Annotated in this window: 17 protein-coding genes, 1 rRNA gene and 1 riboswitch; of the genes, 8 read left to right on the forward strand and 10 right to left on the reverse strand. The window is 65.5% G+C overall.

The features are described 5' to 3' along the window. Positions 1-16 precede the first annotated feature (16 nt). Positions 17-165: riboswitch (SAM riboswitch) on the reverse strand. A gap of 81 nt (positions 166-246) precedes the next feature. Beyond that, entirely contained in the window at positions 247-1224 is a 978-nt protein-coding gene (locus Mlute_RS03645) for a DHH family phosphoesterase (RefSeq protein WP_119359395.1), read from the reverse strand. Positions 1225-1344: 120 nt separating this feature from the next. Here Mlute_RS03645 and aroA point away from each other — a divergent pair, with 120 nt between their 5' ends. Continuing rightward, positions 1345-2640, forward strand: a complete 1296-nt coding sequence (aroA, locus tag Mlute_RS03650; protein ID WP_119359396.1) for a 3-phosphoshikimate 1-carboxyvinyltransferase — start codon at positions 1345-1347, stop codon at positions 2638-2640. Next, on the forward strand, positions 2630-3262 hold the full coding sequence (gene cmk / locus Mlute_RS03655; protein ID WP_119359397.1) for a (d)CMP kinase: 633 nt from the start codon (positions 2630-2632) through the stop codon (positions 3260-3262). Before aroA ends, cmk begins: the two co-directional genes overlap by 11 nt. Before the next feature lie 6 nt (positions 3263-3268). On the opposite strand, the gene acuI is transcribed toward cmk, so the two are convergent. After that, on the reverse strand, positions 3269-4252 hold the full coding sequence (acuI, locus tag Mlute_RS03660) for an acrylyl-CoA reductase (NADPH) (RefSeq protein WP_119359410.1): 984 nt from the start codon (positions 4250-4252) through the stop codon (positions 3269-3271). Between the two features lie 221 nt (positions 4253-4473). Here acuI and Mlute_RS03665 point away from each other — a divergent pair, with 221 nt between their 5' ends. From Mlute_RS03665 to Mlute_RS03680, 4 genes are all read left to right on the forward strand, one after another. Beyond that, a complete protein-coding gene (locus tag Mlute_RS03665) occupies positions 4474-5664 on the forward strand; it encodes a DegT/DnrJ/EryC1/StrS family aminotransferase (RefSeq protein WP_119359398.1) in 1191 nt (396 codons plus the stop codon). A 9-nt stretch (positions 5665-5673) separates the two neighbouring features. Next, positions 5674-7263, forward strand: coding sequence for an NAD-dependent epimerase/dehydratase family protein (locus tag Mlute_RS03670; protein WP_245958840.1), 1590 nt, complete (start codon positions 5674-5676; stop codon positions 7261-7263). Positions 7264-7386: 123 nt separating this feature from the next. Continuing rightward, on the forward strand, positions 7387-8091 hold the full coding sequence (locus tag Mlute_RS03675) for a peptidase associated/transthyretin-like domain-containing protein (RefSeq protein ID WP_119359399.1): 705 nt from the start codon (positions 7387-7389) through the stop codon (positions 8089-8091). A 42-nt stretch (positions 8092-8133) separates the two neighbouring features. After that, positions 8134-10896, forward strand: a complete 2763-nt coding sequence (locus Mlute_RS03680; RefSeq protein ID WP_119359400.1) for a tetratricopeptide repeat protein — start codon at positions 8134-8136, stop codon at positions 10894-10896. Here Mlute_RS03680 and Mlute_RS03685 read toward each other — a convergent pair. The 7 genes from Mlute_RS03685 to Mlute_RS03715 form a co-directional block, all read right to left on the reverse strand. After that, positions 10887-11603, reverse strand: coding sequence for an alpha/beta fold hydrolase (locus Mlute_RS03685; RefSeq protein WP_119359401.1), 717 nt, complete (start codon positions 11601-11603; stop codon positions 10887-10889). The two genes, Mlute_RS03680 and Mlute_RS03685, sit on opposite strands and share 10 nt — an antisense overlap. A 55-nt stretch (positions 11604-11658) precedes the next feature. After that, a complete protein-coding gene (locus Mlute_RS03690) occupies positions 11659-12945 on the reverse strand; it encodes a CCA tRNA nucleotidyltransferase (RefSeq protein ID WP_119359402.1) in 1287 nt (428 codons plus the stop codon). Between the two features lie 44 nt (positions 12946-12989). After that, entirely contained in the window at positions 12990-14363 is a 1374-nt protein-coding gene (locus tag Mlute_RS03695; RefSeq protein WP_119359403.1) for a M20/M25/M40 family metallo-hydrolase, read from the reverse strand. A gap of 44 nt (positions 14364-14407) precedes the next feature. Next, complete coding sequence (locus Mlute_RS03700) at positions 14408-15832, reverse strand: amidohydrolase (protein WP_119359404.1); 1425 nt, start codon at positions 15830-15832, stop codon at positions 14408-14410. A gap of 51 nt (positions 15833-15883) precedes the next feature. Then, positions 15884-16426 carry a hypothetical protein gene (locus Mlute_RS03705; RefSeq protein WP_119359405.1) on the reverse strand — a complete coding sequence of 181 codons (543 nt, stop codon included), beginning with the start codon at positions 16424-16426 and terminating at the stop codon, positions 15884-15886. 125 nt (positions 16427-16551) lie between these two features. Further along, positions 16552-18040: ribosomal RNA gene (locus tag Mlute_RS03710) — 16S ribosomal RNA — on the reverse strand. A gap of 96 nt (positions 18041-18136) precedes the next feature. After that, positions 18137-19270 (reverse strand): site-2 protease family protein, encoded by a 1134-nt coding sequence (locus tag Mlute_RS03715; protein ID WP_119359406.1) that lies wholly within the window; start codon positions 19268-19270, stop codon positions 18137-18139. 82 nt (positions 19271-19352) lie between these two features. Between Mlute_RS03715 and rsmI the strand changes: the two genes are divergently transcribed. Further along, complete coding sequence (rsmI, locus tag Mlute_RS03720) at positions 19353-20147, forward strand: 16S rRNA (cytidine(1402)-2'-O)-methyltransferase (RefSeq protein ID WP_119359407.1); 795 nt, start codon at positions 19353-19355, stop codon at positions 20145-20147. Between the two features lie 71 nt (positions 20148-20218). Next, on the forward strand, positions 20219-21187 hold the full coding sequence (gene pfkA / locus Mlute_RS03725; protein ID WP_119359408.1) for a 6-phosphofructokinase: 969 nt from the start codon (positions 20219-20221) through the stop codon (positions 21185-21187). Here the strand turns inward: pfkA and Mlute_RS03730 are convergent. Beyond that, positions 21184-21869, reverse strand: a 686-nt coding sequence (locus Mlute_RS03730; RefSeq protein ID WP_147371029.1) for an MFS transporter, incomplete at its 5' end; no start/stop codon positions are given. The two genes, pfkA and Mlute_RS03730, sit on opposite strands and share 4 nt — an antisense overlap.

The following is a 21869-nucleotide window of genomic DNA, read 5'->3' on the forward strand; positions in this document are numbered from 1 at the left end:
AAGGGCCGTACCCCTTCTTCCATCTTCCCCCAGGGCTTGTGCTGTGCCTAGCGGCCGCTGGGGACGGATTTGGCACCAGGCGCGGGGTAGCCCCGGTAATGGGCGGGGGCCCCGCAGGTTGCCGCAGCTTCATCGGGCCGTTCCCTCCGCTGCTCTGGATAGAAGAACCGCTTGCCAGAAGGCAAGGTTCCCTGACATGGTAGGGGCTTGTTTGGGCGGTGTCAATAAAGGGAAAGGGCGCCTGCTTCACAGGTACCCTGCGTGTTCCAACTCCTCCCGTACCGCCTCCATTACCCTGCGGTAGGCCTCCTCGAGCCCCACCCCGTGCAGGGTGGCCCCGGCGGCGGGAACGTGGCCGCCTCCCCCCAGCCGGACCGCCACCGCCTGAGCGGAGACCCCACCCCGGCTGCGGATGCTGAGCTTGACCCCCTCTTCGCGCTCCCTGAAAAAGACGGCGATCTGGCTCCCCTCGGCATAGCGGATGAGGCCCACGAAGTCGTCCGAGTCTTCTACGTTTAAGCCTGGGGGCAGGTGGGCTGTGACCAAAAGCCCGCCAAAGTGGAACCCCACGGTGGAGAGCACCGCGCCTAGGGCCTTGAAGTAGCTGGCCGGGCGCCACTGCAGGCGGTCGGTGAGTTCGGCCAGCTTAACCCCATACCCCACCAGCTCGGCGGCGGTGCGCAGCACCTCGGGGGTGGTGTTGGCGAAGCGGAAATTTCCAGTGTCGGTGATGAGCCCGGTGAGCACCGGAGTAGCGATCTCGGGGTTCCACTCCACCCCTAGGGCGTCAATCAGGTCTTTGACGATCTGGGCGGTGGCAGCCTTGGAAGGGTCCACCACCGAGAGGTAGCCAAAGCGGGGGTTGGTGCCGTGGTGGTCAATGTTGATGACGAAGCCTTCTACCGGGGCGCCGGCCACCCGGCCCGGCTCGGCTGCGTCCAGCACGACCAAAGTGGCCCCTGGGGGGAGGCGCTCCACCGGGTTGCTGTACTCCTCCTCCCGGGCTAAAAAGCGCAGGTAGCGGGGAGGATCAGCAATCCAGGAGACCTTCTTGCCCAGCACCTTTAGGGCTCGGTAGAGGCCCAGGGACGAGCCAATGGCGTCGCCGTCTGGGTCTACGTGGGAAACGATGAGGATAGGCCCCTCGAGCTCCCGTAGGGTGTTGGCCACGGTGCCCACCTTTTCCCAGTAGCGCGGCTCAGGGCCGTTGCGCGAGGCGTCCATAGCGCCTCTCACTATAAGGGTAGGGGTGTCTGGCAAACCTGAAAAAGGAGTGTGAAACCGCCGGCCTGCCGGGGAAACGCTTCTGGCATGGCTCCTTACGGGCTATAATCCCGCTTGGTTATGGAACTGCGCATTCCCCCTACCCGCTCCCTTCGGGGCCGGCTGCGGGTGCCCGGCGACAAATCGGTGACCCACCGCGGCCTAATGCTGGGGGCTCTGGCCCAAGGCGAGAGCACCCTATACCACCCCCTCAAGGCCGGGGACACCCTCTCCACCGCCCAGGCCATGCGCCAGCTCGGGGCCGAGATTAACGAGGTGGGCGAGCATTTCCGTATACGGGGGATTGGCCTGCGCTTACAGGAGCCTCCCGATGTGCTGGACTGCGGCAATGCCGGCACCCTGATGCGCCTTCTGGTCGGGCTCCTGGCTGGGCAGGAGTTTTTTGCTGTGCTCAGCGGGGATGCCTCGCTGCGGCGGCGGCCCATGGGCCGGGTTACCGCACCCCTGCGGCAGATGGGGGCCCGCATAGAGGGGCGTGAGAACGGTCGGCTGGCCCCGCTTGCGGTCCGAGGCGGAGGACTTAGGGGAATTCACTACGAGCTTCCGGTGGCCAGCGCCCAGGTCAAAAGCGCCATCTTGCTGGCAGGGCTTTTTGCCGAGGAGGACACCGAGGTGGTGGAGCCGGCGCCGACCCGCGACCACACCGAGCGGCTCTTCCGGCACTACGGTCTGCCCCTCGAGGTAGAGGGCGGCTTGGTTCGCACCCGCCGGGCCGATCCCTTTGCCGCCAAGGACCTTACCGTCCCCGGGGACTTCAGCAGCGCGGCCTTTTTCGTGGTGGCGGCCCTCATTACCCCTGATTCGGAGGTGATCTTGGAGGGCGTGGGGCTGAACCCCACCCGCACCGGTTTGCTCACGGTGCTCAAGGAGATGGGGGCCGACCTTACCTGGGAGGTGACGGAAGGGAAGGAGGGTGAGCCAGTGGGCGTCATACAGGCCCGCTCCTCGGCGCTCAAGGGGGTCTCGGTGGACCCAGGGCTTATTCCCCTGATGGTGGACGAGGTACCCGCCCTGGCCGCGGCCGCGGCTTGGGCCGAGGGGGAGACCTACATCCCCAACCTCTCCGAGCTGCGGGTCAAAGAGTCTGACCGGCTGGCGGCCATCGCCAAGAACCTAGAGCTCCTGGGGGTAAGGGTGGAAGCGGGACCAGACTGGCTGCGGATTCGCGGGGGTGGGGTGCGGTCGGATGGGGTGGTGGAGCCCTTCCACGACCATCGCATTGCCATGGCCTTTGCGGTCTGCGGCCTGCCCAAAGGGGTGGTGGTCCGGGAGGCCCACTGGGCCAGCATCTCTTTCCCGAGCTTTTGGGATGACCTCGAGCGGCTTCGCGGCGGGGCCTCTTCTGATGGACCCTAAGGCCCCCCTCATCATCACCATAGACGGCCCTTCCGCCTCGGGTAAGACCAGTGTGGCCCGGCGGGTAGCGGAGCGGCTTGGGATTCCCTATGTTTCCAGCGGCCTGCTGTACCGGGCGGTGGCCTTGCTGGGGCTGCGGGAGGGGGCCTCGCCGGAGGAGATTGAGGCCCATTTGGAGCGGCACCACCTCGAGCTCAGGCCCACCCCTAAGGAGAACCGGGTCTACCTGGATGGGGAAGAGGTGAGCGCCGCCCTGCACAGCTTGGAGGTGGATCGCCGGGTCTCGGCGGTGGCCCAGCGCCCCAGCGTGCGGGCCTACGTCAACCAGGTGCTGCGGCAGATTCCCCCTCCGTTTGTGGTGGATGGGCGGGACATGGGCAGCGTGGTCTTCCCCCAGGCCCGCCACAAGTTTTACCTGACCGCGCAGCCCGAGGTGCGGGCCCGCCGCCGGGTTTCCGAGCGAGAGGCGGATTTTAGGACCATTCTAGGCGACATTCTAAGGCGCGACGCTGCCGACCAGAAGCAAAGCGCTCCTGCCCCCGATGCGGTGGTTCTGGACACCAGCCGGCTTGGGCTGGAGGAGGTGGTAGAAGCCGTGCTGGAGCACCTGCGTGACCCGTAGCCGTGCCTAGGCCGCCAGCCGCACCACCACCCGTCCCCGCACTTGGCCCTGTAGGATGGCCTGGGCCAGGGCGGGCACCTCCTCCAGTTCCACGGTTCGCACCATGGCCTCTAGAAGGGGTTTGGGTAGCTCCTGGGCCAGCCGCTGCCAGGCTAGAAGCCGCTGCTCCCTCGGGCACATCACCGAGTCTACCCCGAGCAGGTTGACCCCCCGTAGGATGAAGGGGAAGACGGTGGTCTCGAGCCTCGGCCCCCCGGCGTTGCCACAGGCGGCCACGCTGCCCCCGTAGGCCACCCGAGGCAGGACGCCTGCCAGCACTGCGCCCCCCACCGTGTCCACCGCGCCCGCGAACCGCTCAGACTCCAAGGGGCGGGCGGGCGCGCTGAGCAGGCTTCGCTCAATGACCTCGGCCGCTCCGAGCGAGCGCAGGTAGCCCTCCTCGCTCAGGCGCCCCGTGGAGGCCACCACCCGGTAGCCCAGCCGGGCCAGAAGGGCCACCGCCAGGCTGCCTACCCCGCCGGCCGCCCCGGTGACCAGCACCTCCCGGGTTTTGTCCACCCCGTGGGCCTCCAGGGCCATCACCGCCAGCATGGCGGTGAACCCTGCGGTCCCAATTCCCATGGCCTCTTTGAGCGTGAGCCCTTCGGGTAGGGGGACCAGCCACTCCGAACGCACCCGGGCCAGCTCGGCCATCCCCCCCCAGTGCCGCTCGCCGATGCCGTAGCCGGTGAGCAGCACCGCATCGCCCGGTTTGAAGTGGGCCGAGGCCGATTCCAGCACCACTCCGGCCAGGTCAATGCCCGGAACCATGGGGAAGCTGCGGATGACCTTGCCCGCGCCGGTGATGGCCAGCCCGTCTTTGTAGTTGAGGCTGCTGTAGGCCACCCGTACCAACACATCCCCCGGAGGCAGCTCATCTAGGCTGGCCTGCCGGATGCGTGCGCTTTGGGGATCGCTCGATTCCACCACCAAGGCTCTGAAGGTCTGCATGGCAACAAAATACACGAAGGCCGACGGCCTTGCTGGGGGCAACGTTATCGGCCACGTTACCGCTGTGTTGCTCGGTCAAAAAGCCTTGCCAAGGGGGGTAACGAGCGGGACAATGCCGGTATGTACCGCACCTTTAGGCGAATAACGCACTCATAACGGCGGTTGCCCTACCCTAGGCTTCGTACCCAGGATGGGGGCGAACCCCCCGCGAGGAGCTTTCCATGGTTAGAAATCTCTCCAGCGCCCCACCCTTTGCCCCTTGGCCCCATTTTGAAGCCGACGAAATTGAGGCGGCGGTAAGGGTGCTTCAGTCGGGCAAGGTGAACTACTGGACCGGGGAGGAAGGCCGTTGGTTTGAGCGTGAGTTTGCCCAGTACGTGGGCACCAAGCACGCCGTTGCCCTCCACAATGGCACGGTAGCCCTCGAGCTGGCCCTCTACGCCATGGGCGTAGGGGAGGGGGATGAGGTGATCACCACCCCTCGCACCTTCATTGCCTCGGCCAGCGCGGCGGTGATGCGGGGGGCCCGCCCGGTTTTCGCCGACGTGGACCGCGACAGCGGCTTGATTACACCTGAGAGCATAGCAAAGGTCATTACCCCCCGCACCAAGGCCATCGTGGTGGTCCACCTGGCGGGATGGCCCGCAGATATGGACGGCATCATGGCCCTGGCCCAGAAGTACAACCTCTGGGTGATAGAGGACTGCGCCCAGGCTCACGGGGCCCGCTACAAGGGCCGGAGCGTGGGCTCCATCGGCCATGCTGGGGCTTGGAGTTTCTGCCAGGACAAAATCCTGACCACCGGCGGCGAGGGGGGCATGCTCACCCTGAACGACGACGCCCTGTGGGAGCGGGCTTGGAGCTTTAAGGACCACGGCAAGAGCTACGATGCGGTCTACCACCGCCAGCACCCCCCGGGCTACCGCTGGCTGCACGAAGACTTCGGCACCAACTGGCGGATGCTCGAGGTGCAAGCGGCCATCGGGCGGGTTGTCCTGCGCAAGCTTGACGGCTGGGTGGAAAAGCGCCGAGAGAACGCCCACTACCTGAGCGAGCGCTTCCGCCAGATTCCCGCCCTGCGGGTTCCCGAGGTGCCGGACGGCCTGTACCACGCCTACTACAAGTACTACGTCTATGTGCGCCCAGAGATGCTCAAGCCGGGCTGGAACCGCGACCGGATTATGCTGGCCATCTCAGAGGCAGGAATTCCCTGCAGCACCGGGAGCTGCAGCGAGGTCTACCTGGAGAAAGCCTTTACCCGCCGGGGTTGGCAGCCCGCCGAGCGGCTGCCGGTAGCCAAGGAGCTGGGGGAGACCGCGCTGATGTTCCTGGTCCACCCCACGCTGGACCTGAAACACATGCGGGCGGCCGCGGATGTGGTGGAGAAGGTGATGGAGGAAGCCACCCGTTAGGGAGGAGCGATGCTGCAGAACCTTAAGGAATTGCGCTTCAGTGCGGATGTGGCCTTGCGTGTTTTGGCCGACCAGGTGATGGTGGCAGCCAGCTTTGCCGCGGCCATGGGCCTGTACCTGCTGCTGGCTTACGGCTCTGGGGCCAGCCCAGGGATGCTCGGGGAGTACCTCCCGGTCTTTGCCCAGGGCCTTGCCCTGCTGCTGCCCCTGAGCTTTTTGGTCTTTGCGGCCAACGGCTTCTACACCCGCAGCCGGGCCTACCGGGGCCGCTACAAGCTGCTGGTGGTGGCTCAGGCCGTGATGCTGACCTATCTCCTCTACGGATTTACGGTGTTCATGCTGCCCTTCGTTGCTGACCCGCCTGGTGCGGTGGTTCTGCTAAGCCTCCTGTTCACCCTGGGGCTTGTCCTTGGGGCTCGAGCCTGGGTGCACTACTGGTACCTGGTGGAGCTCGAGCGCAAGGCCCGTTCCAGCAAGGGCACCCCTATTCCCTCCCTTGCTAGCAACGACCGCACCATCTTGGTCATAGGGGGGGCGGGCTACATTGGCTCGGCCCTGCTGCCCCGGCTGCTCAAGCGCGGCTACCGAGTGCGCTTGCTGGACCTGCTGCTCTTTGGCAAGGAGCCCATCGCCGAGGTGCTGCACCACCCCAACCTGGAGATTGTTCAAGCCGACTTCCGCCAGGTGGATAAGGTGGTACAGGCCATGCGGGGGGTGGAGACGGTGGTCCACCTAGGGGGCCTGGTGGGTGACCCAGCCTGCGCCTTGGACGAGAACCTGACCATTGAGATTAATCTGGTAGCCACCCGCACCATCGCCGAGATAGCCAAGGGAATGGGGGTGCGCCGCTTTATCTTCGCCAGCACCTGCTCGGTCTACGGGGCCAGCGACATGGTGCTCAACGAGCGCAGCAGCCTGAACCCGGTTTCGCTCTACGCCCGCAGCAAAATCGCCTCCGAGCAGGTGCTGCACCGGCTCCAAAGCGATGACTTCTCGGTGGTCATCCTGCGCTTTGGCACCATCTACGGCCTTTCAGGCCGCACCCGGTTTGACCTGGTGGTCAACCTGCTCACCGCCAAGGCGGTGGTGGAGAAGAGAATCACCGTCTTCGGGGGCGACCAGTGGCGGCCTTTTGTCCACGTGGACGACGCCGCCCGGGCGGTGCTCTTGGCGGTGGAGGCTCCCAAAGAGCTGGTGCACAACCAGACCTTCAACGTGGGCAGCAACGAGGGCAACATGACCCTAGGCATGGTGGGGGAGCTGGTCAAGAAGCTGGTGCCGGATGCTGAGCTGATTGACTCCGGCCGGGACGGCGACCGGCGAAACTACCGGGTGGATTTCTCTAAGATTCGCAACGTGTTGGGCTTTGAACCCCAGTGGACGGTGGAGCAGGGGATCCGACAAGTGATTGAGGCCCTCAAGAGCGGCAGGGTGAAGGACTACAGGGCTCCGCTCTACTCCAACGTCAAGTACCTGACCGAGGACACCGCCTCTGAAGTGGTCAAGCAGTACTATCTGGGCTGGGAGAAGGAACTCATTGAGCGGGCCCATCTGCAAAACACCGACGAGAAACCCCCGCTGGTCACGCCTCAGGCTTGAAATCCAAACACCGAAGCCTTTTCCCCGGAATTCCGGGGGTTTTTTCTTTTAGGCCGCTGAAGCTCATCTCATTTTTGGGGATGTTAGAGTATTTTGTGTGAAGTTTTTGCGAAAGGAGTGGGAATGAACGCGCTGTTTCTCTGGATTTTGGGTGTTTTAGGGGTATTGCTGATGCTCTTTGGGCTCACCCGCTTACCCCGGGGTGGGCTGGCCTGGATGGTCTTCGGCCTTCTGCTGGGCCTTTTTGGTCTGGGGGGGGCTTGGTTGCACCAGCAGTACGGCCACCCGGTTTTCTGGGGGTTGGGGGTGCTGGGGGTTCTTTTGCTGGTTTGGGCCCTGCTGAACCTCAGAAGCCGCCTGGCGGGTTGGGCGGCGGCCATGGCGGTTCTGCTGGGGCTGGCAGGGTTTGGCAGCGTTGTGCTTTTGAACAGCAGCAGCCCCAACCTGCTCACCTCGGGGGCCATTCCCAATCCTCTGGAGGACCCCCAGGCTACCCCGTCCGAGACGCCGGCACCTGAGCCCACCGCGCCGAGCCCGCCTGAGCCTGAACCTGTCCCTCCGGCACCCGAAGCCCCCACCTTGGGCAGCGTACGTGAGGTGGAGCCGGCTTGCCCCTGCCTTTTGAGCGTTCGGGTCAACGCCCCCAACCCCACGGTCCGCATCCTGCGGGGCCAAGAGGAAGTTGCCAGCAGTCGCCTCGAGCACTCTAGCTTCCTGCTCGAGGCGGGCGAGTACACCCTACAGGTGGAGGCTTCAGGCTACCAGAGCCTGAGCGCCCCTATCCGGATTCCGGAGAACAAGAACCTCGTGGTGGAGCTGGCCCAGTAGAGTGTTGCTTCCTACACTACACCGCAGTAAGGTGTATTTACTGTGGGAGAGGTGAGTACACTCTGGCAGGCCCACCTGGAGACCCTGCGCCCCCACCTCACCGGACGCGACCACCGGGGTAAGAAAGGAAGCTTGCGCTGGCTCGAGGCCGCGGTGGCCGAGCGAGGGGGGCGGGCCGGGACGGTGCGCAACATCCTCTATAAGGACCTGGGCAGCCCAGAGGAAAAGCTAAGGCTCTTTGAGGTCATCTGCGATTTATACACCGAAGCGGGGTTGGAGCCGCCACCCCTGCCCTCGGAACTGGCCCTGGAGTCGGCCCGACGGGCCTTGGGGCGGGATAAGCGGAGGCTGTTCCGCCGCTTTGTGCGGGCTTTGGAGCAGGGCGATAAGCCGCAGATGGTGGTGGTGGGGGGGCCCGCCACCGGCAAGGGGGTGTTGCTTTCGGCGGTGCAGCGGGCGGTGCCCGATTGCCTGATGGTGAACCTAGGGGGGGAGCTGGCCCCCCACCTGCACCCTCTGGCCGAGCGGCTGGGGGTGGAGCTGGAAGGTATTCTCTCCCAGCTTTCCCCTACCCAGCCCTACGCCCTGCAGGCCGCCTTGCAGGACGAGCTAAAAAACGAGCTGGCCCGGGCACTCAACGCCTGCGGCCGACCCCTTTTGCTCCGGGCTGAAAAGGAGGGGCAGCTTGGTGGCCTGAGCCTGCGGGACGCCCAGGGCAATCCGGTGGGCCTCTCGGCCTGGATTGAGCCGCTCCTCCGCCGGCTTACCATCCCCTTTCTGGCCGGGCTTACCGAACCCCCGCCCAACCTGGCCTGGCACCCTCTTTCGGCCCCCAGTCGGGCCGAGGCCCGCCGGTATGTGAAGGATCGCCTGCCCGACCTGCCCCCCGAGCGGGTGGAAGCGCTGGTCAACCAGGCGGGGCGCAACTTTGCCGAACTCTCGCGGCTGGTGCTGTTGGAGGCGGCCCAGACCCAGGGTAGTGCCCCCAACCTGGCCCAGGACACCGCTTTGAGGCCTATCCTGCAGGCGCTGGCGGTGCTCTCGCCGGAGGCCGACCCAGGGGTGCCGGTGCCGCTCCTGGAGAAGGCCCTGGGGAAGGGGCTAGAACACCTCTCCCAGGCCGAGCGGGCCCTTTTGGCCCCCTTGGGTGAGGGAAAAGTCCGGCCTGCTTTGCGGACCCTCCTGCCCAGCGTGCCCGAACGGGAGGCCCGCAAGCTGCACCTTCTGGCCCTAGACTACTTTAAGAACGACCTCTTCCGCCAGCTTCACCACGCCTGGGGGGCCGGGCGTTTGGACAGGCTGCTGGAACTGCTTTCGCAGGACCCGAGCCGCCTGGCCCTCCTGCCCAACCTTTGGGCTGAGTCCAAGGGCTGGCCCTCCGCCGAGCGGGAGCGGCTGGCGATGGCGGTGGTGCGCTACCGAGCGGTGCTGGGCCAGTACGCCCATCCCGAGGCCCTGGAAGCCCTGGAGGTGCTTTTTCGCTCCGCCGACCCCAGCATCCAGGCTTGGGCCAGGGTTAAGGCCGCTGAGGCCCGGGTGGACGCGGGCAACTTCCCCGCGGCCCTGGAGCTTCTGCCGCCTCCGGAGGTGCTTTCGGGCGAGATTGGGGCCGAGGGGCTTCTGGTCTGGGCCGCCGTGGAGCGCTGGCAGGGCGACTATGCCCAAGCCGAGGCCTACGTGCAGCAGGCCCTGGCCCTGCCCATCCCCCCCTTCCTGGCCGACCGGGTGCGGCTTTGGCAGGGATTGGTGGCCAAGGACGCGGGCCGCTTTGAGGAGGCCTTGGAGGCGCTGCGCCAGGTCAGCCACGACCCCCTTTTGGTGGGCCGGGCCCGCTACCAGTCGGGGGACCTGCTCCTACGCATTGGGCGGGTCTACGAAGCCGAAGCCCAGATGCGCCAGGGGCTGGCCGCGCTGGAGTCCTCTGGGGCCCCGCCCGAGGAGGTGGCGCGGGTGCGGGCCCGGTTCGGCAGTGTGCTGAGGCGTATTGGCAACTTCGCCGAGGCGGAGCGGTACCTCTACCAGTCCATCCAGGAGGCTGCCGACGAGTTTATCCGGGCTCGAGCCATGAGCGAGGCCAGCGTGCTCGAGCTGGCCCGAGGCCGGCCCCTGGAGGCCCTTGAGCTCCTGGCCCAGGCCGAGCGCTACCTGCGCGAGGTGCGGGAGCGTCCCGAAGAGGCCCACTACCGGCACCGCCGCACCCTCTACCGCATCGCGGTGGCCTACTGGGTGCGGGCCTGTGGGCTGCCCTACCTGCCGCCCTATGTGGGGGGCCAGCGGGCCCCCGATGCGGAGCGCATCCTGCGGGAGCTCGAGCGCGAGCTTTCCACTAAGCAGCTTCCCGGCGACCGCTACATCGCCTTGGCCATAGATGTAGCCCTGAAGCTCTCCTTGCTGCTGCCCGCTGACCAGGCCGAGCGGATGATGCAGGGTTATCTAAAACAGAACGACCCCTACTTCCAGGCCCAGGCCCGGCTGGGCTACGCCGAGACCCTGGCCAGGCAGGGGAAGTGGGCTGAGGCGCTGGCCCAGGTGGTCCAGATCGGCGAGCTACAGGACCCTGGGGTACAGGCCTGGAAGCTGGGGCTGGAGACCCAGGCCCTTCTAGGCCTCGGGCAGGAGGAGGCGGCCTGGAAAAAGCTGCAAAGCAGCGCCGGGCTGCCTGCCCCCTACCGGGCCCAGCTCGGCCGCGTGCTAGGCCGGATATGGCCCCAGGAGGCCCTGCGGGAGCGGCTCCAGACCCAGTCCCCCCTGGCCCTGGAGGACTGCTTGTCCCTGCGGCTTAGCCAGGCTGCCCCCTACACCTGAAGCTCCCGCAAAAACCCCCGCAGGGCGGTGTTGAAGGCCTTGGGGTTCTCCCGGCTGGCCAGGTGCCCTGCCTCGGGCAGGATGAGCATCCGGCTGTCCGGGATTTGCACGGCCATGGCCCGGGCCTCGGCGGGAGGGGTCAGGGTGTCCTCCTCCCCCACCAGCACCAAAGCCGGTACCGAGATGCCAGGTAGCAAGGGGGTGGAATCGGGGCGTTGAGCCAGCGCTTCCAGGCTTTTGGCCACCCGGAGGGGGTCGGCCTGGAGCTGGGCTTGGCGGGCCCAGGCCACCACCCCAGGGCGCCGGGCGTGGGTGGTGGGCCCCAGGTGGCTTTTGAGGGTGGCCTCGGGGAAGAAGGCCATCCCCTCCTTTCGCACCCGTTCGGCCTGTTCCAGCCGCAGCCGCCGCCCCTCGGGGGTGTCCGGCGTGGCCCGGGTGTCGGCCAGCACCATGCCCGCAAAGCGCTCCGGCTCGAGGTTCCAGAGCCTAAAAATCACGTACCCACCCATTGAAAGCCCCACGAAGACCGCCTTTTGCCAGCCCCGCTGGTCCATCTCCACCAGCACGTGGGCTGCGGCCCCCTCTAGGGTCTCAAAGCCCAAGATGTCCGGCATCAGGACGGGGTGGCCCTGGACCGCCTCGAGCTGAGGCTCCCACATGGCTGGACCATAGGGGAAAGCGTGTAAAAAGACCACAGGCGTGGACATGCCTCGAGCATAGCGTGGAAGGTGCCCTAGTGGCCATCGGCCTGTGGCGCTTGGGCTATCCTCGCGAGAGCCGGGCTAGGGCGGCCTGGTAAAGCCGCTCCACATCGGTTTCGCCAGTCTCGAGCTGGTGCTCGTAGGCGGCTTTCAGGATGGGGCCGAACCCCTTTCCGGGGCGGTGGCCCCGCGCAATCAGGTGCCGCCCCATCAGGATAGGCTGTACCGGTACCGGCTGGGGCTCAAAAAACGCCCAGGCCTCCTTGGGCCTGCGCCCGGCCCCGTCGGCTTCAAAAAGGGCCTTCAGCACTTCCAGGTGTGGCCCGGCCTGGGCTTGGAAGCGGCGGATGGCCGCGGGGGTGGGTTTGCTCAGTACCGGGACCATGTGCAGACCGGTGGTGACCACCAGCTCGTCGCGTAGATGGCTGGGTAGGCGGAGGTCGCGGGCAATGCGGGGGATGAGGGCTGCCCCCACCCGCTCGTGGCCAGGGAAGCTGTACCAACCCTCGGGTTTCCAGCGGGCGGTGTCCCGCTTGCCGATGTCGTGCAGAAGGGCGTGCCACCGGTACTGTGGAGGGGCGCGGTCCACCACCTCTAGCACATGGGTAAGCACGTCGCCTTCCGGGTGCCAGTGGGGGTTTTGCAGGAGGAGGTGGTTGTCCTCAAACTCCGGGATGAGCCGCTGAAGGATTTCTAACTCGTAGAGGTAGCGGAGAAAGCGGCTGGGCTGGGCGGGTGGGGGCGCAGCGAAAGCCTTGTTGAACTCCGCGGTAACCCGCTCCACGGCCACATGAGCAAGCACCTTCGGCGCGGCCTCGCGGGCGGCTTTCAAGGTTTCCTTCTCAATCTGGAAGCCGTAGCGCGCGGCGAACCGGCCCGCCCGAATCACCCGCAGGTAGTCCTCCCGGAAGCGCTCCAAGGGGTCGCCTACCGCCCGGATGACGCCCGCCTCCATGTCCCGCTGGCCGCCGTAGGGGTCAATAACCCGGCCTTGGGCGTCCATGGCGATAGCCCCTATGGTGAAGTCGCGGCGGGCCAGGTCCTCCTCTATGCTTCGGCCCCAGGCCACCTTGGCCCTTCGCCCGTAGGTCTCCACGTCGCGCCGGAAGGTGGTGACCTCGTAGGGGCGGTGGTCAATCAGCACGGTAACCGTGCCGTGCTCGAGCCCGGTCGGGGCTACCCCGAGGCCCGCCTGCCGAGCCAGCCGCATGACCTCCTCCGGGGGGGCCGAGGTGGCGAAGTCTAGGTCTTCGGGCTCGAGCCCCAAGAGGATGTCCCGGACCGCTCCTCCCACCAGGTGGAGGTCGGGCAGGAAGGAGAGCCGCTCCAGCACCGCGCGGTGGTCCACAGGGACTAGAGGGTAGCACGCGGTCTGCCGGTTGCCAAGGCTGCTCAGCTCGAGCCCTCGCCCGACCAGAGGTCTGCAAACCCATCTAGAATCCGGGCGATGTGCCGCGCGGCGTTGTGGAAGTCCTGCAGGCGGATGTTCTCGTTGGGGGCGTGGGTGCGGTTGGTGATGCCAAAGCCCACCCCGGCGTCAATTACCGGGATGCCCAGAGGCCCGGCGAAGGCGTAGACGGGCGAGCTGCCGCCGGTGAGGGGGATGAGCTGGTAGGGCTTCCCGTAGACCTCCTCGCCCGCTTGGGCGGCCAGCCGCACCAAAGGGTGCTTGGGGTCGGAGCGGGCCGGGAACATGTAGTCGGTGTAGGTGATGCGCACGTCGGTGAAGCCCTCGGCGTCCAGATGGACCCGCAGCTTTTTTAGGATGTCGGTGGGGTCTTGGTCGGGCACCAAGCGGAAGTCCAGCTTGGCTGAGGCTTTGGCCGGGATGACGGTCTTGTTGCCGGGGCCCTGGTAGCCGGTGGTGATGCCCTGGATGTTGCAGGTGGGGTTGAAGACGGCCTTGCGCAGCTCAAAGCCTTGCAGATTGTTCACAAAACCCCGCACCCCAAAGGTCTCACGCAGGTAGGGCTCGAGGTCGGGCAGCCGGCGCAGCAGCTCAAGGTCTTCCTCCGAGATGGGGCGCACCTGGTCGTAGAAGCCGGGAATCAGGATGCGCTCGTTCTCATCTTTGAGCGAGGCCAGGGCCCGCACCATGCGCCAGGCCGCGCTGGGCAGGATGTGGGCGTTGCCGGAGTGCGCGTCGCGGGAGAGGGTCTTTACCTCGAGCTCCACCGCCAGAATTCCCCGCCGCCCCAGCGAGGTGCCAGGCCGCTCCTCAAAGTCTATGCCCCCCTCCTCCCAGATGGCCCCGTCGCACTTGAGCAAGTCCAGGTGATCCTGAACGAATTTGGCGATGCCAGGGCTGCCCACCTCCTCGTTGCCCTCCACCACGAAGAGCACCCCGCAGGGTAGCTCCCCCCCGTGGGCGGCCCGCACCGCATCTACTGCGGCCAGGCGGGCCATGAACTCGCCCTTGTCGTCCTTGGCCCCGCGGGCGTAGAGCTTTCCATCCCGGATTTGCGGCGCGAAGGGGGGCGAGTCCCAAAGCTCCAGGGGCTCGGGGGGTTGCACGTCGTAGTGGTTGTAGAAGAGCAGAGTGCGCTCAGAGCGGCCTTTAGCCCGGCCCACCACCACTGGGTTGCCGTAGCCCTCAAACTTCTGGGTCTTTAGGCCGTGCTTTTGCAGGATTTGCTCCACCAAATCGGCGCATTCCCGCACCCCCTCGCCGGTGGCCGAGACGCTGGGCTGGGCGCAGAGCTTCATGGTCTCCTGCAGGTAGGTCTCCAGGTTTTGCTCCAGGAAGCGATCTATGGCGTTGGGCATAGCTAAACTATAGGCCCTTACCGCCACCGCAAGAATCCCTGGGGCTAGACCACCTCGAGCTGCCCCGCGAAGACCCGGCCTATCGGCCTTTCCCCTTCCCACAGGGTGAGGTCGGCGGGGGCTCCTGGACGAATACGGCCGTGCTCGAGCCAGCCCGCGGCCAGGGCCGCGCCTCGGGTGTGGGCCCAAAGCACCTCTTCTGGGGTCAGGTTTTGCTTGGGGTTCAAGGGATGCTGGGTGGCAGCCTGTAGGTTGAGTTCAAAAAGTGGCCGCATCACCGGGGCGTCCGAGCCAAAGGCCACCGGCAGCCCGGTGCTCCATAGGTCCCGCAGGCGGAAGGCCTCAGCCTCTCGCCCGGGCTGGTGTTGCCGCACCAGCTCGGCATCCCCCAGGAGGTGCATGGGCTGCAAGGAGAGGGCTAGAGGCAGCCCAGAAAAGCGCCTTAGGTCTGGGTTGCGCACATGCTGGACATGCTCCATGCGAAAGGGGCGCCGCGCCCAGGGCTTCAGGCGCCAGAAGACCCCCAGCACCTCCTGCACCGCCCGGGTTCCAATTGCGTGGACCGTCAGACCAAACCCGGCCTCCAGGACCTTCCGCCCTTCCTGCTCAATTTGTTCGGGCGCATCAAGGGGCATTCCTGCTGAGCCGTCTGGATAGGGCTCCACCATCCAGGCCGTGCGGCTGCCTAAGGCCCCGTCGGCGAAGAACTTAACCGCCGCTAGCTCCAGCCTGTCCCCGTGCCAGCCGGGGGAGGCCTCGAGCCAGTCTTCGCGGTCCAAAGCCCACCAGAGCCGCACCGGCAGTTCATCGGCCAGCTCCAGGGCCAGCTCAAAAGGGCACCAACCCATGTGGTGCACCGCGGTGTAGCCTCGCCGGGCCAAGTCCTCAAGGCCCCGCTTCAAATCGGCCTTTCCTGGCCTGGGCAGCATCCGGCCTACTAACCCCTGGGCGTTTTCCAGGAGATAGCCGGTGGGTGCACCACCCTCATCCCGGAGCAAGGCCCCCCCGGGAGGGTCGGGGGTTTCTGCTCCAACCCCGGCCAGGGCCAGGGCCAGGCTGTTGACCCAGGCCGAGTGCAGGTCGCGGCTTTGTAGGTAGACCGGGTGATGGGGGGCTGCCTCGTCCAGCAGCCGGCGGGTGGGGTATTCCCGAAATAGATAGCCCGCCCCCCGTATCCAGCTACCCGGAGGTAGTTGGCGGGCTTTTTCGGCCACCTTTTGGGCTACCGCTTCCGGTTCCGTGAGGCCCTGTAGGTCAAGGCTCTCGAGTTGCTGCCCCCAAAGCTGGGGATGGGCGTGGGCCTCATGCAGCCCTGGGGTAATCGCTTCAAAGGTATACCTGCGGGCGCCTGGGTACCGGGCGCAGAGGGCCTCCCGGCTCCCCACGTCGGCAACCTGTCCCTTTTGCAGATAGACCGCTTCGGCTTCTCCAAACTCGCTAAAGGTGATGACCCGTCCCAGAAGGAGCATAGGCGTATGCTAGGTCGGCTCGGCGCGAGCCACAAAACCCTCGAGGTTTCGTTAGAACCGAGCCCCTGCCGAAAAGCTTAGCAGGGCTCCTCCTCCAAATCCCCCCATAAGCCCCACCTCGGTCAGGAAGGACTCACCCCGGTAGCCTAGGCTAAGCTGATATACCAGCGCGCCAAGACTCCTAAGGGTCGTGTTGTTGCTTTGGAAGGCAATTCCGTGGAGCCGAGGGGAGAGGTAGAAGGGGTCTAACCCAATCAGCAAACCTATGTCTCCGGCCAGGGGAAGCCCCTCAGCGACGATCAGCGGGGGAAGTGTACCCCCCACGTCCAGGGACAAACCTGGTTCAACCGCCCACTTAATCCCCGCACGGAGGCCCATCTGAACCGAGAAGTTGTACTCTACATTCCCATCCCCAAAAGCGTAGGCAGCGTAGGGCAGGACTAGCGCGCCGCCAGCATCCCGAGAGGCGATTAAGCTGCCCCCTAGAGTAAACTGCCGGCCCTGCACAACCTCTGGGGTGCGCAGGGTTGCAATGGGAATACAGCCCGTCAGAAAAAGAGCGAACACAACCCCAGCTACCTGCCGCCCACGCATAACTTTGACCTCTCTTAGCCTGCATTCTACAAAAAATAAATAACCCACCCCTTGCGGGGGTGGGTCGAACCCAAAAAGCGCAGGCTGGGCGGTTTTTAGGGCGCCCTTCGGCGCCAACTCCTTAGAAAGGAGGTGATCCAGCCGCACCTTCCGGTACAGCTACCTTGTTACGACTTAGCCCCAGTCATGAGCCTTACCCTAGGCGCCTGCCTGTGGCTCCCGGCGACTTCAGGCAAGACCCACTCCCATGGCTTGACGGGCGGTGTGTACAAGGCCCGGGAACGTATTCACCGCGGCATGGCTGATCCGCGATTACTAGCGATTCCGGCTTCATGGGGTCGAGTTGCAGACCCCAATCCGAACTGAGCCCGCTTTTCCGCGATTGGCTTCCCGTTGCCGGGTCGCAGCGCTCTGTGGCGGGCATTGTAGCACGTGTGTCGCCCAGGTCGTAAGGGCCATGCGGATCAGACGTCATCCCCGCCTTCCTCCTGCTTTCGCAGGCAGTCTCGCTAGAGTGCCCGGCCAAACCGCTGGCAACTAGCGACAGGGGTTGCGCTCGTTGCGGGACTTAACCCAACATCTCACGACACGAGCTGACGACGACCATGCAGCACCTGTGTCAGGGCTCCCTCGCGGGCACCCCCAGCTTTCACCAGGGTTCCCTGCATGTCAAGACCTGGTAAGGTTCTTCGCGTTGCTTCGAATTAAACCACATGCTCCACCGCTTGTGCGGGCCCCCGTCAATTCCTTTGAGTTTCAACCTTGCGGCCGTACTCCCCAGGTGGAGTGCTTAACGCGTTAGCTTCGGCACCCGGCGGATGCCGGACACCCAGCACTCATCGTTTAGGGCGTGGACTACCCGGGTATCTAATCCGGTTTGCTCCCCACGCTTTCGCGCCTCAGCGTCACATGTCGTCCAGGTAGCTGCCTTCGCTATCGGCGTTCCTTCCGGTATCTGCGCATTTCACCGCTACTCCGGAAATTCCACTACCCCCTCCGACCGTCTAGCCTTACAGTATCCAGCGCACCCCCGGGGTTGAGCCCCGGTCTTTAGCACCGGACTTGCAAGACCGCCTACACGCCCTTTACACCCAGTAAATCCGGGTAACGCTCGCACCCTCCGTATTACCGCGGCTGCTGGCACGGAGTTAGCCGGTGCTATTACCTGGGTACCGTCATTATCGTCCCCAGTTCAGAAGTTTACACCCCGAAGGGCTTCCTCCTTCAAGCGGTATCGCTCCGTCAGGCTTTCGCCCATTGCGGAAGATTCCTAACTGCTGCCTCCCGTAGGAGTGGGGTCCGTGTCTCAGTACCCCTGTGGCTGGCCGTCCTCTCAGACCAGCTACGCGTCGTCGGCTTGGTGGGCCATTACCCCACCAACTACCTGATGCGCCGCAGGCCCATCCCAAAGCGCCGGAGCTTTAAACACACCCCACAGGATGTGTCCACATCCGGGATTAGCCAGGATTTCTCCTGGTTGTCCCAGACTTTGGGGTAGGTCACCTACGTGTTACTCACCCGTCCGCCACTGGCTGCAAAAACAGCCCGTTCGACTTGCATGTCTTAGGCATACCGCCAGCGTTCACCCTGAGCCAGGATCAAACTCTCCAACAAAAAGAACGTGGAAAATAAACCACGTAAGCGTCAGTGTGTGTGCTGGTCTCCCCTTGTCAAGGTTCCCGGCTACCTTTCGGCAGCGCAACGAGAAGTCTAGCCATCCCCTGCAGACCTGTCAAGCCCCCCCACCAGGGTCATCCGCGCCGAGCGAAGCTGCAAGGCCCTCAGCAGGTCGGTCTTGCTCAGAATACCCACCAGGTTGCCCGCCTCGTCCACCACCACCAGCCTGGAAAAGCCCTCCTGGGCCATGCGCTGCAGGGCCGCGAGGGCCTCCGCCTCAGGGCCGATCTGGGCAGGAGGGCGCATGCGCTCCAGCACCCGGGTCTGCGGGGTAGCCCCACGCAGGTCCTCCAGGCTGATGAGGCCCAAAAGCCGTCCTTCCTCCACCACAGGGTAGCCCACATGCCGCTCCTGCATCATCTTGTCCAGGAGTTGGGCCACGCTCAAACCGGGAGGGACCGTACTCACCTCGCGGGTCATCAGGTCGCCCACCCTCAGGCCTTCCAAGGTGCGGCTCAAGATGGACTGCTCCGCCTCGGCGCTGGCCGCCATATAGACGAAAAACGCCACCAAGAGCATGAAGAGGTTGCCAATCAGAAGTCCCAGCAGGCCCAGGGCAAAAGCCAGCACCTTGCTTACCGCAACCGCCGTCTGGGTGGCCTCGAGGTAAGGGCGGTACAGGGCCAGCAGGCTGCGCAGGATACGCCCGCCGTCCAGCGGCAAGGCCGGCAGCAGGTTGAAAAGGGCCAGGCTCAGGTTGATGAAGGCCAAATAGCCCAGCAGGAACTGCCCAACCGCCCCCTCTACCAGCCCCCGCGACAAGGCGCTCAACCCCGAGAGCAGAAAGCTCACGATGGGCCCGGCAATGGCAATAACCGCCTCAGCCCCCCGGGCCCGGGGTATGGCCTCGAGCTGAGCCACCCCCCCCAGGAGCCAGAGGGTAATCTCGCGGGTCCTTACCCCATAGGCCTGCGCGGCCATGGCGTGGCCCAGCTCGTGCAAAAGCACGCTCAGAAAAAGCCCAACGGCCGCCAACAGCCCCAGCAAGTAGGGCGTGGCTCCCTCAAGAAGCCAAGGGGCCGGCTCTATTTGGAAAAGGCGCAGGTACAGGGTGAGCTGGCTGCCAATCAGGAAGGCCAAGAGCGGCAGCACCACCAAAAAGCTCAGGTCAAGCGAGAGGGGTATGCCCAGCGGGCGGAAGGGGAGCTTGAAGGTGCGGGAGAACATCCAGTCAATGTTACCTCAGGGGGCAGGGCGCGAGGCCGCCCGGGAAAACCCGGTTCACGCCTGAAGGCCCTAGACTGGTGGTGTGCGCTTGGTGCTCGTGCCCACCCCTATAGGAAACCTCGAGGACATCACCCTGCGGGCGCTACGGGTGCTCAAGGAAGCAGAGGTGGTGGCCTGCGAGGACACCCGGCGCACCGGAATTCTGCTCAGGCACTTTGGCATCGCCAAGCCCACCATACGGCTTGACCAGCATACCATGGGCCAGGCCAAGCGGCTCCTGGAGGGCTACCAACAGGTGGCCTACGTAACCGATGCCGGCACCCCGGGCATCTCCGACCCTGGGGCCGAGCTGGTTTCCCTGGCCCTGCGGGAGGGTTGGGAGGTGGAGGTGCTGCCCGGCCCCACCGCCCTGGTCCCCGCTTTGGTGGCCTCAGGCCTGCCCACCGCTCGCTTCGCCTTTGAGGGCTTCCTGCCGCAAAGGCGCTCGGAGCGCAAGGAGCGCCTCTTGCGCCTCGCCCCTGACCATACGCTGGTGCTCTACGAGGCCCCCCATCGCCTGCGGCGCACCCTGCAAGACCTGGCCGAGTTCTACGGCCCCGAACACCCCATTGCTGTCGCCCGCGAACTCTCCAAGAAACACGAGGAGCTTTGGAGGGGCCCCCTCCAAGCAGCGCTGGAGCACTTCCAGGAGCCCCGGGGTGAGTTTGTTCTGGTCGTGGGGCCCAAAGGTCCCAAGCCGGCCGCAAAACCGGCCGAGGCCTCCGAGCTAGCCGCTCAGCTCCGGGCCCAGGGCCTAAGGGGCAAAGCCCTGGTCAGGGCTTTGGTGGAGGCTGGGGTGCCCCGCAACCAGGCCTATGCCCTGGCCCACCTGACATGATTGCGCGGTTTCCCGGTAAACTAACTGGCGGCTTTTGGCCTATCGTTCCTGAGCCTTTTGCGGAGCCTTGCATGAAGCGAATCGCAGTGTTTACCAGTGGAGGGGACGCCCCCGGGATGAATGCGGCCATCCGAGCGGTGGTGCGGAACGGGGTTGCCCACGGCCTGGAGGTCATCGGCATACGCAACGGCTACCAAGGCATGATTGAGGGCGACTTTGTGCCCCTAGGACCACGGGATGTGGCCAACATCCTGCAGCGGGGGGGCACCATCTTGCTCACCGCACGCAGCAAGGATTTCATGAGCCCCGAGGGTCGGGCCAAAGCCGCGGAGAACCTAAAAAAGGCCCAAATTGACGGGGTCATCGCCATCGGCGGCAACGGCACCTATGCCGGCGCGGCCAAGCTCATTGAGGAGCACCATATCCCCGTGGTGGGCGCCCCCGGCACCATTGACAACGACCTGTACGGCACCGACTACACCATCGGCTTTGACACGGCGGTCAACACCGCCCTAGAAGCCATTGACCGCATCCGCGACACCGCCGCCAGCCACTCCCGGGTTTTCTTCATTGAGGTAATGGGGCGCCACGCGGGGTTTATCGCACTCGAGGTGGGCATCGCCGGTGGAGCCGAGGTCATCGTAATCCCCGAGATTCCCACCGACGCCAAAACCTGCGCTGAGGTCATCAACAAGTCGGCTGAAAAGGGCAAACGCTCCTCCATCGTGGTGGTCGCCGAAGGGGGCTATGAAGGAGGAGCTGAGCAGCTCGAGAAGGACGTGCGCCAATACTCCGGCTTTGAGGGCCGGGTCTCGGTTCTAGGGCACATCCAGCGGGGCGGCAGCCCCACCGCCAAGGACCGGGTGCTGGCCAGTCGGCTGGGCGCAGCGGCAGTGGAAGCCCTGATCAGCGGGGCCAGCGGCGTAGCGGTGGGAGAGGTGAACGACGAGATTCGCCTTACCCCCTTCAAGGAAGCCATAGAGCAGCGCAAGGAAATCAACCAGAAGAAGTTTGAGCTGGCCAAGGTGCTGGCCCTCTAGGCGGCCCTACCCTGGCGCAAAAGCCCTGCCATCGCGGCAATCAGCAGGGATAGGCCGGCCACCAAAGCCAGCGAAACCCGCAAAGAGGTGGCCTCTGCGATAAGCCCTATTAGGGGCGGCCCGGCCAGAAAACCCAGGTATCCCATGGTGGCCACTGAGGCCAAGGCCACCCCCGCCGGCACCCCCGGCACCCGCCCGGCCGCGCTGAAGGTCAGGGGAAAGAGCGTGCAGTAGCCTAGGCCCACCACCGCGAAACCCAAGAGGGCCACCCCAGCGTGCTGGGTCAGCAGGGCCAGCCCGAAGCCCAGGGCCGCCAATAGCCCGCCGGCTCGAGCCAGGGCCACCGGGCCAAAGCGGTGGGTGAGGGCGTCTCCGGCCAGGCGCCCCACCACCATAGCCAGAGAAAAAGCCGAGTAGGCCAGGGCGGCCACGGCCTCGCTGCTGCCCAGCACCTGCCTCATGAACACCGCACTCCAGTCGCCCACTGCCCCTTCACCCAGCCCGGTACAGAACACGATTAGGCCGAGGCCTAAGAGGGTGCCCCGGGGCCAGACAAACCGCGGTCCCCCCGCAACAGGCCGGGCCTCCAGCAAATGCCGGCTGGCCCAGAGCAAAATCCCCACCGACCCCACCGCGGTCCAGCCAAAAAAAGCCAAAGGCCCCATCCCCACCGCCGCAGCGC

The organism is Meiothermus luteus (assembly GCF_003574085.1).
Classification (GTDB): Bacteria; Deinococcota; Deinococci; order Deinococcales; family Thermaceae; genus Meiothermus; species Meiothermus luteus.

Coding starts and splice junctions, on each gene's coding strand:
- Mlute_RS03665 (WP_119359398.1), top strand. CDS start 4,474: ATGGTTAGAAATCTCTCCAGCGCCCCACCCTTTGCCCCTTGGCCCCAT.
- Mlute_RS03705 (WP_119359405.1), bottom strand. CDS start 16,426: ATGCGTGGGCGGCAGGTAGCTGGGGTTGTGTTCGCTCTTTTTCTGACG.
- acuI (WP_119359410.1), bottom strand. CDS start 4,252: ATGCAGACCTTCAGAGCCTTGGTGGTGGAATCGAGCGATCCCCAAAGC.
- pfkA (WP_119359408.1), top strand. CDS start 20,219: ATGAAGCGAATCGCAGTGTTTACCAGTGGAGGGGACGCCCCCGGGATG.
- Mlute_RS03685 (WP_119359401.1), bottom strand. CDS start 11,603: ATGTCCACGCCTGTGGTCTTTTTACACGCTTTCCCCTATGGTCCAGCC.
- Mlute_RS03645 (WP_119359395.1), bottom strand. CDS start 1,224: ATGGACGCCTCGCGCAACGGCCCTGAGCCGCGCTACTGGGAAAAGGTG.
- Mlute_RS03675 (WP_119359399.1), top strand. CDS start 7,387: ATGAACGCGCTGTTTCTCTGGATTTTGGGTGTTTTAGGGGTATTGCTG.
- Mlute_RS03670 (WP_245958840.1), top strand. CDS start 5,674: ATGCTGCAGAACCTTAAGGAATTGCGCTTCAGTGCGGATGTGGCCTTG.
- cmk (WP_119359397.1), top strand. CDS start 2,630: ATGGACCCTAAGGCCCCCCTCATCATCACCATAGACGGCCCTTCCGCC.
- Mlute_RS03700 (WP_119359404.1), bottom strand. CDS start 15,832: ATGCTCCTTCTGGGACGGGTCATCACCTTTAGCGAGTTTGGAGAAGCC.
- Mlute_RS03715 (WP_119359406.1), bottom strand. CDS start 19,270: ATGTTCTCCCGCACCTTCAAGCTCCCCTTCCGCCCGCTGGGCATACCC.
- aroA (WP_119359396.1), top strand. CDS start 1,345: ATGGAACTGCGCATTCCCCCTACCCGCTCCCTTCGGGGCCGGCTGCGG.
- Mlute_RS03695 (WP_119359403.1), bottom strand. CDS start 14,363: ATGCCCAACGCCATAGATCGCTTCCTGGAGCAAAACCTGGAGACCTAC.